We start from the raw sequence: 15,132 nt of genomic DNA, 5'->3' as shown, positions 1-15,132 counted from the left end.
ACGCGGGTCGTACGGGAATTCACTCGAACGCCTTCCGGCAATTCACACGAACGGCGCACCGAAGCGGAAACGATTCCTCTTGATGGCAAGTAAAAATGACAGGACGTCAGTGGGAAGAAATGCCACGGCCGGACGGCCCGCCGGGAACGGAACGGGCCGCCCGGCGGGCGGTGCCGGGGACGTCAGTGGTTGGCGACGCCGTTGCCCGAGAGCGCGGAGATGTCGTCCAGGATGTGCGACAGCGGCTCGTCGCCCTTGGCCTGGGTGCTGTTCTCGGCGCACTGCTGGTTCTGCGGGGCGGACAGGACCGGAATGTCCTGGACACCGATGTTGGCGATGATGGCGAGGACGGACTGCACGTCGGCCTTGGCCGGCAGGCCCACGCAGAGCTTGTTGGCCGTGCCCTGGACCAGGGTGGCCTGGGGGCTCATGTCGCCCTTGGTCACCGAGTTGCCGAACGCCTCGTGCGCGCCGTTGCCGCTGGCCGAGGTGGTGCCGGCGTCGTCCCCGATGGCAAGCGCCTGAGGGGCGACCGCCGCGGACATACCGACGACGGAAGCGGCGACCGCCGCCGCGGCCATTGCCTTCTTGAGCATTTCGCTATTCCTTTCCCTGTCCTGACTCCTGGCCAGGACCATGTGCCTGCCACCGAACCAACCGGAAGCGCCGGATTTGGTTGCGGTCAGTCACCCGATCGGTTTTTCCGTCCCGGCGCCCGGAGTTCACCTCAATAGGCCATCGGAGTGAACCGGAGCAACCAAACAGGTCAGGTGAAGTTAATCCGAACGCTCCGGTGGACGGGGCTTCTCACCGAAGGGACTCACCAGTGATCAAGAAGGTTCTGGCCACAGCCGCGGTCGCGGCTTCCGTCGTCGGCGTCTCCGCCGCCGCGGCAGCTCCGGCGCTTGCCATCGGCAACGACAGCGGCACGACCTCCGCCAGCGGCAACGGTGCCAGCCAGTCGTTCGGCAACTCGGCCACCTTCGGCAACATGAGCCCCCAGATGGCGCTCATCCAGGGCTCCTTCAACAAGCCCTGCATCGGCCTGCCGGCGAAGCTCAACGCCCAGTCGATCCTCGCCCTGGTCAACGTCGGCGTCCAGGACATCCCGATCCTGTCCGCCCCGCAGAACCAGCAGTGTGTCGAGAACAGCACCCAGGCCAAGGGCGACGAGCCGCTGTCGCACATCCTGGACGACATCTCCGCGCTCTCGGGCAACGGTGCCGCCAACCACTGAGTCCGACGTGGTGAACGGGTTCATTTCCTGAGCCCTCGGGTGGATTATCCGCCCGGACAGCGGGCCGCCGGATCATCGGCGGCCCGCTGTTCTAGCGTGCGGCGCGTGACGATGAAGAGAAACCTTTGGCCACGCCGCCTGGCGATTCCCGGAATCGTCCTGGCCGCCACGGGCGCACTGCTCGGCAGTTCCGCCCTCCCCTCACTCCCCGGATTCCCCGGCCGGGGACATGCCCCGCGCGCGCTGAACATCCTGCTGATGGGAACCGACGAACGGGACACGCTCACCGCCCACCAGAAGAAGAAGTTCCACGCCGGCGGACAGCCCTGCGGCTGCTCGGACGTCCTGATGCTGATCCACGTCTCGGCCCACCGGGACCGCGTCAGCGTGATCGGCATGCCCCGCGACTCCTACGCGGAGATCCCGCCGTACCGGGAGAAGCCCGGGGCCAGGGAACGCCCGCCGCACCCCGCGAAGCTCAACGCGGCCTACCAGGAGGGCGGTCCGGAACTCATGATCCGGACCGTGGAGTCGATGGCCAAGCTGAACATCGACCGGTTCCTCCAGGTGGACTTCCGGCGCTTCATGAACAGCGTGGACGAGATCGGCGGCGTCGAGGTGTGCACCCCGCGACGGCTGAAGGACCCCGCGACCAGGCTCGACCTCAAGCCGGGCAAGCACCGGCTCGGCGGCGGGCAGGCGTTGCAGTACGTCCGTTCGCGCCATGTCGACAACAGCGCCGACCTCGGCAGGATCCAGCGTCAGCAGCGGTTCCTCGTCCAGGCGTGGCGGGAGGTGCGGGAACGCAAGCTGCTCACCCACCCGAAACGCATGACGCAACTGGCGGAGATGCTGCTCGGGTCCGGCCGGCAGGGCTTCCAGGCCGGCGAGCTCATCGAACTGGCGGCCGCGCTGCACCGGCTGCCGGACTCGGCGACGGAGTTCACGACCGTGCCGATCGCCGGGTTCGCCCCGGCCCGCCTGGGTATCGGCGCGGCACTGGCCTGGGACCGGAAGGAGACGGACGCGCTCTTCGCGACGGTGCGCGACGACCGGCCGCTGCTCGGCGGGGGTCCGGAGGCCAAGCCGAAGGACCCGCCGGACATTCTCGGCAAGGCGGAGCCGGTGCGAGGGAGCGCGTACGCGTGCCACTGAGGGGCGCACGGTTGTCGTGCGCGATGCGCTGGGCCGATCGGGGCACAGCGCGCAACCCCTGGCGGGTACGGGGCGTTGTTGATCACGCAGCTCCTCCCCCGGAGCCCGCGTTTTCGAAGGGAACGAACATGAAGAAGCTGTGGGCGACCGCGGCCCTCGCCGCCTCCGTCGCAGGTCTCGCCGGGCTGAGCGCCCCGCAGGCCCTCGCCATCGGTGACGACAGCGGCACCACGTCCGCCAGCGGTAACGGCGCCTCGTCGGAGTTCGGCAACTCCGCCACCTTCGGCGACATGAGCCCGCAGCTCTCGCTGGTCCAGGGTTCGCTGAACAAGCCGTGCATCGGCCTGCCGGCGAAGCTCAACGCCCAGTCGCTCATCGCCCTGGTCAACGTCGGCGTCCAGGACATCCCGATCCTGTCCGCCCCGCAGAACCAGCAGTGTGTCGAGAACAGCACCCAGGCCAAGGGCGACGAGCCGCTGTCGCACATCCTGGACGACATCTCGGTCCTGGCCGGCAACGGCGCGGGCAACGGCTGAGGCGCAGCCCGACGTACCGCGACGGCGGGTCACCGGTTCTCCGGTGGCCCGCCGTTCCCGTGTGTCACCCCGCGTGTCGGTCGAGACGGCTCGCGTCGGCGATGACGTCGGCGAGGCCCCGGACGTCCTTGTCCTCGGTCTCGTCCGCCAACGCATCGGCGGTGTCGCGGAGTTCGCCCAGAGTGGGGGCGTCCGGCAGCGGTGTCTCCGGGTCGCGCAGGGCGTCGGCGAAGTAGGCGGCCGTCGTGGTGACCTGGAAGCGGACGGGTGCGTCGGTGAGCCGGTCGTACAGGGCGCCGGTCTCCAGCCGGCCGGACGTCTCGTGCGGGGCGCGGGTCCCGGGGTCGAGCCAGCGGACGGTGGCCGTGGCGAGGTGGCCGTCGGCGCCCGCCTTGACGCGCACCGCGTAGACGGCGGTGACGGTGTGGCCGGGACCGACCTCGCCGCCGTCGACACGGTCGTCACGGAAGTCGTCGTCGGCGACCCGGCGGTCGTCGTAGCCGACGAGACGGAACTCGGCGACGGTCGCGGGGTCGAAGGCGACCTGGGCCTTGGCGTCACGGGCGGTCAGGTCGATGTTGCGCGGGAGGTCGGTGGAAAAGACCTCGCGGGCTTCTTCCTCGGTCGAGACGTAGGTGGTGTGGCCGTCGCCCTTGTCGGCGAGGCGTTCCATCAGGGCGTCGCCGTACTCGCTGCCGACGCCGACGCCGAAGAGGGTGATGCCGTGTTCGCGGCGGGCGGTGGAGACGCTTTCGAGGAGGGAGTCCGCGTCCGTGTCACCGGTGTTGGCGAGGGCGTCGGAGACCAGGACGACCCGGTTCGTGGCGCCCGCGCGCAGGCCCTCGACGGCGGTGGCGTAGCCGGTCTCGACACCGGCGCCCAGGTTGGTGGAGTCGGTGGGCTCCAGGCTGTCGACGGCGTCGTGGACGCGGCCGCGGTGGTCGCCGAGGCGGGTCATCGGCAGGACGGTCTCGGCCTCGCCGCTGAAGGTGACGAGGGCGACGGAGTCGTCGTCGCGCAGGCGGTCGGTCATCGTGCCGAGCGAGGATTTGGCCAGGTCCAGGCGGCCGGGTTCGCCCATCGACCCGGACACGTCGATGACGAAGGTGAGGGCGGCCGGCGGACGTTCGGTCCGGGACGCGGCCGTGCGGGTGGCGAGGCCCACGCGGACCAGGGACCAGTCGTCGTCGCCGGTGCGGGCGCCGTCGACGGTGACCGAGAAGCCGTTGCCGTCGGGGCGTTCGTAGTCCTGGCGGAAGCTGTTGACGAACTCCTCGGGGCGGATCGTCGAGGAGGCCGGGAGCTGTCCCGCGGTGAGGGTGCGGCGGGCGTAGCCGTACGAGGCGGTGTCGACGTCGAGGGCGAAGGTGGAGAGATGGCCGGCGGCCTCCCTGCCGTCCTCACCCTTCTCGTCCGCGCGGGGTGCGCCCGGCGCGGGGAAGGCCTCGCTGCCACTGGCCGCTCCGTCCGAGGCCTTCCCGCCGGAGTCGCCGTCGCCGCCCGCGCCACAGCCGGTGAGCAGCAGTGCGGCGGCCGCCGCGGTGGCGAACAGGCGTGGTGTCCGGTGCGGCCGGTGTGTGCGGTAGGTCTTCATGTGCCGTGCCCCCTGTGTCCGTCGACGTCTGTGACTGTGACGGGCCGGGGGGCCGGAACGTGCGACACGGGGTGTTGCGGATCCGTCTCGAACCGGGCACGGGAGCGGGCCTCCGAGACCGGTGGGTGACCCTCCGGTGACCTAGGACACGATGTCCTTGCGGGCGAAACCCCGGAAGGCCAGGGCGAACAGGACCAGGGCGTAGGTCACGGAGACGGCGGTGCCCTGGATCATGCCGGACCACTCGGGGGTGGGCTGGACGGCGTCGGCCCAGGCGAACTGCCAGTGCGCGGGCAGGAAGTCGCGCCAGTCGCCGAGGGCGGTGACGGCGTCCAGGACGTTGCCGACGATGGTCAGGCCCACCGCGCCGCCGACCGCGCCGAGCGGGGCGTCGGTCTTCGTCGAGAGCCAGAACGCGAGCCCGGCGGTGACCAGTTGGGAGACGAAGACGTATCCGACCACGATCACGAGCCGCTGGGCGGCGGTGCCCGGGTCGAGCGCGCCGCCGGTGGGCAGCTCCAGGGGGCCCCAGCCGTAGGCCGCGGAGCCGACGGCGAGGGCGACGACCGGCAGCAGCACCATGGCGGCCAGGCTGAGACCGAGGCCGACGACGAGCTTGGACCACAGCAGGCGGGTCCGGGGCACGGGTGCCGCGAGCAGGTAGCGCAGCGAGGACCAGCCGGCCTCCGAGGCGACCGTGTCCCCGCAGAACAGGGCGACCGGGATGACCAGCAGGAAGCCCGCGGACACGAACAGGTTGACGGCGGCGAAGTTGGCGCCGGACGCCGTCGCCGTGTCCATCAGGGTGACCTGGTCGTTGCGGCCGCCCGGCTCGCCGCCGATTGCGAACGCGATGAGCAGGACGAACGGCAGGACGGCGAGGATGCCGCCCATGACCAGCGTGCGGCGGCGCTTGAGCTGGCGGATCAGCTCGACGCGCAGCGGCAGGGTGCGGCCCGCCTGGTAGCCGGAGGCGACCTCGGTGAGCGTGCTCATGCGGAACCTCCGATCAGGGTGAGGAAGGCGTCCTCCAGGCGGCGGTGCGGGCCGACGGCCTGTACGGGCACGTCGAGCCTGACGAGTTCGGCGACCAGGCGCCGGGCGCTGCCGTCGGCGTCCAGGCGGATCAGCAGGCCCTCGTCGGCAGGGGCCACGGAGGCGACGCCCGGCAGTGCGGCGATCTTCTCGACGAGCGGCTCCTCCACGGGGGTGGCGGTGCCCACGAGGAGGGTGTCGCCGGAGCCGACGATCTCGGCGACCGGGCCCGCCTGGACCAGCCGGCCCCGGTCCATGACCACGAGGTGCGTGCAGGACTGCTCGACCTCGGACAGGAGGTGGCTGGAGACGATGACCGTGCGGCCGGCCGCCGCGTAACGGATCATCACCTCGCGCATCTCGCGGATCTGCGGCGGGTCGAGGCCGTTGGTCGGCTCGTCGAGGATGAGCAGGTCCGGCAGGCCCAGCATGGCCTGGGCGATGGCGAGGCGCTGGCGCATGCCCTGGGAGTAGGTGCGCACCGCGCGGGCGAGGGCCTCACCGAGGCCGGCGATCTCCAGGGCCTCCTCGAGGTGGGCGTCCCCGGCGGGGCGGCCGGTGGCCTGCCAGTACAGCTCCAGGTTCTCGCGGCCGGACAGGTGCGGGAGGAAGCCGGCACCCTCGACGAACGAGCCGACGCGGGAGAGGACGGGCGCGCCCGGGCGGATGGCGTGGCCGAACACCCGGATCTCGCCGCCGTCGGGGCCGATCAGGCCCATCAGCATGCGCAGGGTCGTCGTCTTGCCCGCGCCGTTGGGGCCGAGGAGCCCGAGGACCTGGCCCTTCTCGACGCGGAAGGACAGGTCGCGGACGCTGTAGCGGTCGCCGTTCGCGTACTTCTTGCTCAGGTCGGTGATCTGGAGCGGGACCTCGGCGAGCGCGGGGTCGGGGGCGGGGCCCGCGGTGCGGCGGCGGGCCGTGAGCAGCAGGGCGAGCGCGATCGCCGCGCCCGCGAGGGGCAGCCACCACACCCAGGACGGGAGCGGGGCGGCCGCGGTCGTCACGGCGGGGGCGGTCGGGACCGACAGGTCGCCCTTGAGAGAGACGGTGTACGTCGCCGGGGTCATCGGGGAGGCGTAGCCGAGGTCGGTGGAGGCGAGGACCAGGCGCAGCCGGTGGCCCTCCTCGACCTTGTGGTCGATCGCCGGGAGCGTGATCGTGACGTCCTGGCCGGCCTTGGCGCCGTCGACGCGGACCGGGGTGACGAGCTGGGAGGGCAGCACCTGGCTGCCGGAGCCGCCGACGTCGTAGACCTTGGCGAAGAGGACGGCGGTGTCGGAGGTCGACTTCACATGGACGGTGACCGTCGGGGAGCCGGTGACGCGCAGATCGCCGGTGACCGGGGCGGAGTCGAAGGTGGCGTACTGGCCGGGGAAGTCGAGGGAGACGCCGACGCCGAGGGAGGAGAGCTGGGAGAGGCCTCCGCCACCGAGTCCGGGCAGGGCCGAGACGGCGGGCGGGCTGGCGCCGGGCGGGTTGGCGAAGGACTGCTCCTCGCGGCGGCCGGTCAGGGGGAACGAGCGCTCGCCGGCCTCCAGGCCGGGGTAGCTGTCCGCGCTCGCGCCCCTGAGCTGGGCGGCGCCGTCGGTGGAGTCGACGCCTCCGGTGCGGGTGACGCGGAAGGCGGGGCCGGTGTCGGCGGCCTTGTCGTCCTTGAGGTAGCGGTCGAACCAGGCACGCACGCGTGTCTGGACGCGATCCCCCTCCAGGTCGCCGCCGTCGTGGCCGCCCGAGAGCCAGTCGACGTCGACGGGGGCGCCGTTGGCGCGGATCGCCTTCTCGGCCGCGTCGGACTGGGCGAGGGTGAAGAGGGAGTCGGTCTGGCCCTGGAGGAGCAGGGTGGGGACCTTGATGCGGTCGGCGACCGCGGACGGCGAGCGCTGTTCGAGGAGCGCGCGGGCGGCCGGGTCGGGGGTGCCGGACTCGGCGACGCGGTCGTACATGGCGGCCAGCGCGGGTTCGAAGCGGGCGGAGCCGCCGCCCGTGTTGAAGAAGATGCCGGCCCACAGCTTCTTGAACACGCCGTCGGGGAACAGGGCGTCCGCGAGGTTCCAGTAGGTGATCGCGGGGGCGATCGCGTCGACGCGGTCGTCGTAGCCCGCGGCGAGCAGGGAGATCGCGCCGCCGTAGGAGGCGCCGGCCACGCCCACCCGGGGGTCGCCGGCCTTGTCGAGCCGCACCTGGGGCTGCTCGGCGAGCCAGTCGATCAGCCGGGAGACGTCGGCGACCTCGCCCTTCGGGTCGTTCAGCCCGATCTTGCCGGTGGACTTGCCGAAGCCGCGCGCCGACCAGGTGAGTACCGCGTATCCGTCGGCGGCCAGCTTCTCGGCCTGCCCGCGTACGTCGTCCTTGCTGCCGCCGAAGCCGTGGCCGAGGAGGACGGCGGGGCGGCGGCCGGCTGCGCCGGAGGTGAAGTAGGAGGTGTCCAGGCGTACGCCGTCCACCGCCATGACCCGGTCGGCGCGGTGCACCGCGGGCGTGTCGTCGTCGGAGGCGACGGCCGTCCAGGTACCGGCACCGGCGAGTACGACCACGGCGGCCACGGCGGAGACGATCCGTCGCGGCCGCCGTGGTCCTCGCAGACCGGGCAGTCGAAGATCCATGCTTCAACGGTACGGGGTCAACCTGTCGTGGAGTTGTCGACCGTGGACCGAACTCGGCACCCTCCCGGGGGCGTACGGAGAGGGGCCCGCGTACACCGGGCGCGGTATGTGTCAGGCCTTCGCGTCGTCCGGGATCGACACCAGCCAGCGGGTGTCGCGGCGGGGGCGGAGGTAGAGGGCCCAGTAGAGGGTGGCGGCGGCGGTGATGCCGCCGGTCCACAGGAGATAGGACGTCTCCTGCCGGGTGAGGATGTAGCCGAGGACGACGATCAGCGCAATCGGCAGCGCGGGCTACAGGGGCTGGCGCCAGGCCTGGGCGTGCCGGTGGTGACCGCGCCGGGAGAGCAGGGCGGCGACCGCGACGAGCAGGTACATGCCGGTCACGGAGACCCCGGTGACGCCGTACAGGGTGTCCAGGTTCACGAAGCAGAGCAGCGCGCCGGGGATGCCGACGGCGAGGGTGGCGACCCAGGGGGAGCCGAACCGGCCGAGCTTGGCGAAGACCGTGTTGACGGGCTGGGGCCAGGCCTTGTCGCGGGCGGAGGCGAACAGGACGCGGGAGTTCTGGATGACCATCACGATGCCGGCGTTGATGATCGCGAGCGCCACGCAGAGGCTGACGAAGGTGCCGACGGCCGAGTTGGACCAGGCGGTGACCATGCCGCTGAGATCGCCGCCGGTGAGCTCGGTGAGGTCGGAGGCGCCGAAGGTGATGGCGACGACCGGGACCAGGATGATCACGGTGGAGATGGCGAGGGTGGCGAGCACCGTGCGGGCGACGTTGCGGCGCGGGTTCTCCAGCTCCTCGGAGAGGTAGACGGCGGTCGAGAAGCCCTGGGTGACGAAGAGGGCGATGGCGAGGCCGGAGACGACGAGCATGGCGGTGACGGTGTCGGTGTGGCCGTCGGCGCCGGCGACCTGCATCGAGACGAGGCTGCTCGCGCCGCGGTGGCCGTGGGCGAAGCCCAGCACCGCGACGACGGCCGCCGCGATGACCTCCAGGACCAGGAAGACGCCGGTGATCCAGGCGTTGGCGCGCAGGTCGAGCAGGCCGGCGAGGGTGGCGAGCAGCATGACGGCCGCGCCCGCGAACGAGGGGTCGAGATGGACGACCGGGGCCAGGTAGTCGGCCGTGCCCATCGCGATCACCGGCGGGACGATCATGACGACGAGCAGGGAGAGGACGAAGACCAGCCAGCCGGCGAGCCGCCCGGCCAGCGTCGACACCATGGCGTACTCGCCGCCCGCGCTGGGGATGAGGGTGCCCAGCTCCGAGTAGCAGAACGCGACGGCGATACAGAGCAGTGAGCCGATCGCGATCGTGAGGGCGGTCGCGGTGCCGAGCGAGCCGAAGAGGTCCGGCACGACGACGAAGAGGGTGGAGGCGGGGGTGACGCAGGAGAGGGTGAGGAGGGTGCCGCCGACGACTCCGATGGAGCGCTTGAGCTTTTGGGGACTGTCGGGCTCCTGAGGGAGGGCGGTCTCGACAGGGCGGAGCGTGTCGGTCATGCGGCCATTCCGATCGACTCGTGCGGCGGGGTGAGGGCGGGAGCGCTATCGCCTCCGGCGGCATTGGTCGTACGTCGTTCGTCCGCTCCCGGCGGCTGCATGGAATCCCGACGGAAACCGATGCGTCAATAGGTGTTCACCTACGGAATCCGTTGCGAAGTGCGGCTCGGAATCACGGATATGGCAGTTTCGGCGGACGGTTCCGCATGCTTGGGGCGTGCGGGAACCGCAGGGCGGCCGGCAAAAAAGTGGGGCGACGTTCGGTATACGGACGTGTCACTGTGTCCCGTCAGGGTTCGGGGATCACAGACGAAGCACAGGGGTGGGGACTCATGAAGCCGAAGTACGCGGCGGCCTGGACGGCGGTCACAGCGGCGGCGCTGATCACGACGGCCGGGTGTGGCAACCAGACCGCCGAGGGGACGGCCAAGGCCGTGGACGCCACCGACGCGATCATGGCGGCGCTCGGCAGGGCGACCGACCGGACCGAGCAGGTGGGCTCGGCGCAGGTCAGGATGAGCACGTCCATGGGCGCCGGCGCCCCGGTCGCCATGGAGGGCACCTACTCCTGGGGCGAGGGGTTCGCCTTCGACGTCCTGATGGACACCGCGGCCGCGCAGATGCAGCAGCTGCAGGACGATCCGCAGATGCGCATGCTCTTCGTGGACGGCGCGTACTACTACGACGTCGACCCGCAGGCCGCGGGCCCGCTCGAGGGCAAGGAGTGGATGAAGATCGACGGCTCGGCCGTCTTCGGCCGCCAGGGCGCGCAGGCGCTCAGCGGCAGCGGCGGCGGCAGCCCGTCGGCGTCCATGAAGGGCCTGAAGTACGCCGACGACGTCGAGGACCTGGGTTCGGAGACGGTGAACGGCAAGACCGCGACCCACTACCGGGCCGTCGTCGACCAGAAGAGCATGGGCAAGTACAAGGAGGCCTACGGCAACCAGGACAGCCTCTTCGGCTCGCTCACCGGCGGCGCGACCTCGATCACCATGGATGTCTGGGTCGGGGCCAAGGACCTGCCGGTCCGCATGATCCAGGAGATCGGCACCATGAAGGTGACCATGGACTTCGAGAAGTTCGGCGAGACGGCCCCGGTCGAGGCCCCGCCGGCCGCGCAGACCGGCGACCTCACCGAGGCGATCAAGGACGCCGGCGCCGCACTGTGACACGAACGCGCCCTGCCCCCTCGCGTGGGGACAGGGCGCGTGCGGGCCTCAGTGGTTGCGGGGGAAGCCCAGGTCCACGCCGCCCGGGCCGTCGGCCGGGTCGGGCCAGCGGGTGGTGACGACCTTGCCGCGGGTGTAGAAGTGGGTGCCGTCGTTGCCGTAGATGTGGTGGTCGCCGAAGAGCGAGTCCTTCCAGCCGCCGAAGCTGTGGTAGCCGACGGGGACCGGGATCGGGACGTTCACGCCGACCATGCCGGCCTCGACCTCGAGCTGGAAGCGGCGGGCCGCACCGCCGTCCCGGGTGAAGATCGCCGTGCCGTTGCCGAACGGGGACGCGTTGATGAGGGCCAGGCCCTCCTCGTAGGTGTCCACCCGCAGGACGGTCAGCACCGGGCCGAAGATCTCGTCCCGGTAGGCCTTCGCGGTGGTGGGGACCTTGTCCAGCAGCGAGATGCCGATCCAGTGACCGTCCTCGAAGCCCTCGACGGTGAAGCCGGAGCCGTCCAGGACGACCTCGGCGCCCTCGGCCGCCGCGCCCGTGACGTAGGACGCCACCTTGTCGCGGTGGACCTTCGTGATGAGCGGGCCCATCTCGGAGGTGGGGTCGTTGCCCGGGCCGATCTTGATCTTCTCGGCGCGCTCGCGGATCTTCTCCACCAGCTCGTCGCCGATCGCGCCGACGGCCACGACCGCGGAGATCGCCATGCAGCGCTCGCCCGCCGAGCCGTAGGCCGCCGACACGGCCGCGTCCGCCGCCGCGTCGAGGTCGGCGTCCGGCAGCACCAGCATGTGGTTCTTGGCCCCGCCCAGGGCCTGGACGCGCTTGCCGTTCGCCGAGGCGGTGGTGTGGATGTAGCGGGCGATCGGGGTCGAGCCGACGAAGGACACGGCCTTGACGTCCGGGTGCTCCAGCAGCCTGTCCACGGCCACCTTGTCACCGTTGACGACGTTGAAGACGCCGTCCGGCAGGCCCGCCTCGGCGAGCAGCTCGGCGATCCTGAGGGACGCCGACGGGTCCTTCTCCGACGGCTTGAGGACGAAGGTGTTGCCGGTCGCGATGGCGATCGGGAACATCCACATCGGCACCATCGCCGGGAAGTTGAACGGCGTGATGCCCGCGACGACACCCAGCGGCTGCCGGATGGACGACACGTCCACGCGGCTGGCCACCTCGGTCGACAGCTCGCCCTTCAGCTGCACGGTGATCCCGCACGCCAGGTCCACGATCTCCAGACCGCGCGCGACCTCGCCCAGCGCGTCGCTGTGCACCTTGCCGTGCTCGGCGGTGATCAGCTCGGCGATCTCGTCCCGGTGCGCGTCCAGCAGCGCACGGAACTTGAACAGGATCGTGGTCCGCTTGGCGAGGGACGAGGTGCCCCAGCCGGCGTAGGCGTCCTTTGCGGCGGCGACCGCGGCGTCGACCTCGTCGACGGAGGCGAACGCGACCTTCGTGGTGACGGCGCCGGTCGCCGGGTCGGTGACCGGCCCGTACGTGCCCGACTCGCCTTCGACGGTCTTGCCGCCGATCCAGTGGTTGACGATCTTCGTCATGACCGAGTACTCCTTCACAGATGGCGGCGTCGGGTGGAGACGTGCCGTTCGTACAGCTCACGTGCCTTCACCGCGGACGGTCGGGTCGCGGTCTCGGCCACAGGTACATCCCACCAGGCCTGCGCCGGCGGCGGGCCCGACACAGTGTCGGCCGTTTCCGTCTCGACGTAGACACAAGTGGGAGTGTCGGCGCGGCGCGCCTCGGCGAGGGCCTCGCGCAGTTCGCGGACGGTCTTCGCGCGCAGCACCCGCATGCCGAGGCTGGCCACGTTGGCGGCCAGGTCGACGGGCAGCGGGGCCCCGGTGAAGGTGCCGTCGTCCGCGGTGTAGCGGTACGCGGTGCCGAACCGCTCGCCGCCCACCGACTCCGACAGACCGCCGATCGACGCGTAGCCGTGGTTCTGCACGAGCAGGATCTTGATCGCGATCCCCTCCTGCACGGCCGTCACGATCTCCGTCGGCATCATCAGGTACGTGCCGTCGCCGACCAGTGCCCAGACGTTGCGTTCGGGAGCGGCCAGCTTCACCCCGATGGCGGCCGGGATCTCGTAGCCCATGCAGGAGTAGCCGTACTCCAGGTGGTACTGGTCCCGCGAGCGTGCCCGCCACAGTTTGTGCAGGTCACCGGGGAGTGAGCCGGCCGCGTTGATGATCACGTCCGATTCGTCGGCGAGGGCGTCGAGGGCGCCGAGCACCTGCGGCTGCGTCGGCCGTACGTCCGGCTCCTCGGCCTCGTAGCAGGCGTCGACGCGCTGCTCCCAGCGCTCCTTGTCCTCGGAGTACTCGGTGACGTAGGCGTCGGAGACCCGGTGGCCGTGCGTCCCGAGGGCCGCGGTCAGCTCGCCGAGGCCGCTGCGGGCGTCCGCGACGAGCGGCAGACCGGCGAGCTTGTGGCCGTCGTAGGACGCGATGTTGAGGTTGAGGAAGCGGACGCCGTCGGCCGCGAACAGGGTGTTCGAGGCGGTGGTGAAGTCCGTGTAGCGGGTGCCCACGCCGATCACCAGGTCCGCCGTGCGGGCGAGTTCGTCCGCCGTCGCCGTGCCGGTGTGGCCCACGCCGCCCACGTCCTGGGGGTGGTCGTAGCGCAGCGAGCCCTTGCCGGCCTGGGTGGAGGCGACCGGGATGCCGGTGGCCCCGGCGAACTCGGCGAGCGCCTCCTCCGCGCGGCTGTGGTGGACCCCGCCGCCGGCGACGATCAGCGGGCGGCGGGCCGCCCGGATCGCGCGGACCGCCTCCGCGAGTTCGGCCGGGTCGGCGCCCGGACGGCGTACCGCCCAGGTGCGCTCGGCGAAGAACGCGTCGGGCCAGTCGTAGGCCTCGGCCTGGACGTCCTGGGGCAACGCGAGGGTGACCGCGCCCGTCTCCACCGGGTCGGTGAGGACGCGCATCGCCTGGAGGGCCGCCGGGATCAGGGCCTCGGGGCGGGTGACGCGGTCGAAGTACCTCGACACCGGACGCAGGGCGTCGTTGACGGACACGTCACCCGCGTGCGGGACCTCGAGCTGCTGGAGCACCGGGTCGGCGACGCGGGTCGCGAAGGTGTCGCCGGGCAGCAGGAGGACCGGGAGGTGGTTGACGGTCGCCAGGGCGGCGCCGGTGACCAGGTTGGTCGCGCCGGGGCCGATCGACGTCGTCACCGCGTGGGTGGACAGGCGGTTCGACTGGCGGGCGTAGCCGACGGCCGCGTGGACCATCGACTGCTCGTTGCGGCCCTGGTGGAACGGCATGTCGTCGCCGTACTCGACCAGCGCCTGGCCGAGGCCGGCCACGTTGCCGTGGCCGAAGATGCCCCAGGTCGCGCCGATCAGCCGCTGCCGTACGCCGTCGCGCTCCGTGTACTGGGCGGCGAGGAAGCGGACGAGTGCCTGGGCGACCGTCAGCCTCGTCGTCGAGGTCTGCGCCGTCATCGGTAACCCCCTGTGCTCTCTACGTGGTCCGGGTGGAAGCAGATCCGCCACTCCCGTGTCTCGCCCGGTCCCGCCATGACGTTCAGGTAGTACATGGCGTGGCCGGGCTGGGCGATGGCCGGGCCGTGCCAGCCGTCGGGGACGAGCACGGCGTCGCCGGAGCGGACCTCCGCGAGGACGTCGGATCCGCCTTCGCGTGAAGGGGATACGCGCTGGTAGCCGAAACCGTTCGGGCCGTCGATCTCGAAGTAGTAGATCTCCTCGAGTTCGGCCTCCTCGCCCGGCCGGTGCTCGTCGTGCTTGTGCGGCGGGTACGAGGACCAGTTGCCGCCGGGGGTGATCACCTCGACGGCGATCAGCTTGTCGCAGTCGAAGGCGTCGGCGGAGGCGAAGTTGCGCACCAGACGGGCGCAGTTGCCGCTGCCGCGCTCTTCGACGGGGACCTCCGGCGCGGGGCCGTAGCGGGCGGGGAGTTGTCGCTCGCACTTCGCTCCTGCCAGGGCGAAGCGGCCTCCCGCGCCGGAGGCGATCTGGACCCGGGCGTCACGGGGAACGTACGCGAAGTCGGTTACCGACGCGAAAACGCTCTCCCTGCCCAGGAGTTGGAACTCTTCATCGGCTGTTCGCACGGTACATCCGCCTGCCAGCGGAAGGACGATCCACTCACTGTCACCGGTGGTGAAGTGGTGCGTGCCGCCCGGCTCCAGCTCGACGATCCGCAGGCCGCAGTAGCCCCAGCCGGCCCGCTCGGGATCGATGTCGAGGGTGTAGCCGGCGCCGGTGGTGGTGCCGTGCGGGATGTACAGGTCGTGGTGCGGCTCGGTGTTCGTCATGCG

11 protein-coding genes and 1 pseudogene are annotated in these 15,132 nt (G+C 71.3%); 4 read left to right on the top strand and 8 right to left on the bottom strand.

The features are described 5' to 3' along the window. Positions 1-182: 182 nt before the first annotated feature. Positions 183-596 (bottom strand): rodlin, encoded by a 414-nt coding sequence (locus tag OG440_RS23985; protein ID WP_406008842.1) that lies wholly within the window; start codon positions 594-596, stop codon positions 183-185. Positions 597-826: 230 nt separating this feature from the next. Between OG440_RS23985 and OG440_RS23980 the strand changes: the two genes are divergently transcribed. The 3 genes from OG440_RS23980 to OG440_RS23970 all read left to right on the top strand — a co-directional run bounded on the left by OG440_RS23980 (position 827) and on the right by OG440_RS23970 (position 2,928). Continuing rightward, positions 827-1,237, top strand: coding sequence for a rodlin (locus OG440_RS23980; protein ID WP_093778734.1), 411 nt, complete (start codon positions 827-829; stop codon positions 1,235-1,237). A 111-nt stretch (positions 1,238-1,348) separates the two neighbouring features. Beyond that, the gene (locus OG440_RS23975; RefSeq protein WP_406011439.1) at positions 1,349-2,392 is read left to right on the top strand and encodes an LCP family protein; all 1,044 of its coding nucleotides are present in this window, start codon (positions 1,349-1,351) and stop codon (positions 2,390-2,392) included. 128 nt (positions 2,393-2,520) lie between these two features. Continuing rightward, positions 2,521-2,928 carry a rodlin gene (locus OG440_RS23970; protein WP_406008841.1) on the top strand — a complete coding sequence of 136 codons (408 nt, stop codon included), beginning with the start codon at positions 2,521-2,523 and terminating at the stop codon, positions 2,926-2,928. Between the two features lie 64 nt (positions 2,929-2,992). Here OG440_RS23970 and OG440_RS23965 read toward each other — a convergent pair whose 3' ends face one another. The 4 genes and pseudogenes from OG440_RS23965 to OG440_RS23950 form a co-directional block, all read right to left on the bottom strand. Then, the gene (locus OG440_RS23965) at positions 2,993-4,522 is read right to left on the bottom strand and encodes a von Willebrand factor type A domain-containing protein (RefSeq protein ID WP_406008840.1); all 1,530 of its coding nucleotides are present in this window, start codon (positions 4,520-4,522) and stop codon (positions 2,993-2,995) included. Positions 4,523-4,663: 141 nt separating this feature from the next. Further along, complete coding sequence (locus OG440_RS23960) at positions 4,664-5,518, bottom strand: ABC transporter permease (RefSeq protein ID WP_406008839.1); 855 nt, start codon at positions 5,516-5,518, stop codon at positions 4,664-4,666. Beyond that, on the bottom strand, positions 5,515-8,160 hold the full coding sequence (locus OG440_RS23955) for an alpha/beta fold hydrolase (protein WP_406008838.1): 2,646 nt from the start codon (positions 8,158-8,160) through the stop codon (positions 5,515-5,517). The genes OG440_RS23960 and OG440_RS23955 overlap by 4 nt, the downstream gene beginning before the upstream one ends. 111 nt (positions 8,161-8,271) lie before the next feature. Further along, positions 8,272-9,669 (bottom strand): annotated as a pseudogene (locus OG440_RS23950) (APC family permease). Positions 9,670-10,001: 332 nt separating this feature from the next. On the opposite strand from OG440_RS23950, the gene OG440_RS23945 reads away from it, so the two are divergent. Further along, positions 10,002-10,838 carry a hypothetical protein gene (locus OG440_RS23945; protein WP_406008837.1) on the top strand — a complete coding sequence of 279 codons (837 nt, stop codon included), beginning with the start codon at positions 10,002-10,004 and terminating at the stop codon, positions 10,836-10,838. Positions 10,839-10,886: 48 nt separating this feature from the next. Here the strand turns inward: OG440_RS23945 and mmsA are convergent, their stop codons facing one another. From mmsA to iolB, 3 genes are read right to left on the bottom strand one after another with little or no spacing between them, the layout of a single operon-like run. Beyond that, complete coding sequence (gene mmsA / locus OG440_RS23940) at positions 10,887-12,389, bottom strand: CoA-acylating methylmalonate-semialdehyde dehydrogenase (RefSeq protein WP_406008836.1); 1,503 nt, start codon at positions 12,387-12,389, stop codon at positions 10,887-10,889. 14 nt (positions 12,390-12,403) lie between these two features. Further along, positions 12,404-14,296 (bottom strand): 3D-(3,5/4)-trihydroxycyclohexane-1,2-dione acylhydrolase (decyclizing), encoded by a 1,893-nt coding sequence (iolD, locus tag OG440_RS23935; protein ID WP_406008835.1) that lies wholly within the window; start codon positions 14,294-14,296, stop codon positions 12,404-12,406. Next, positions 14,293-15,129, bottom strand: a complete 837-nt coding sequence (iolB, locus tag OG440_RS23930; protein WP_406008834.1) for a 5-deoxy-glucuronate isomerase — start codon at positions 15,127-15,129, stop codon at positions 14,293-14,295. Before iolB ends, iolD begins: the two co-directional genes overlap by 4 nt. Between the last annotated feature and the right edge of the window lie 3 nt (positions 15,130-15,132).

The sequence above is a fragment of the Streptomyces sp. NBC_00637 genome (assembly GCF_045161545.1).
Classification (GTDB): Bacteria; Actinomycetota; Actinomycetes; order Streptomycetales; family Streptomycetaceae; genus Streptomyces.
This window is presented reverse-complemented; position numbering and strand designations above follow the sequence as displayed.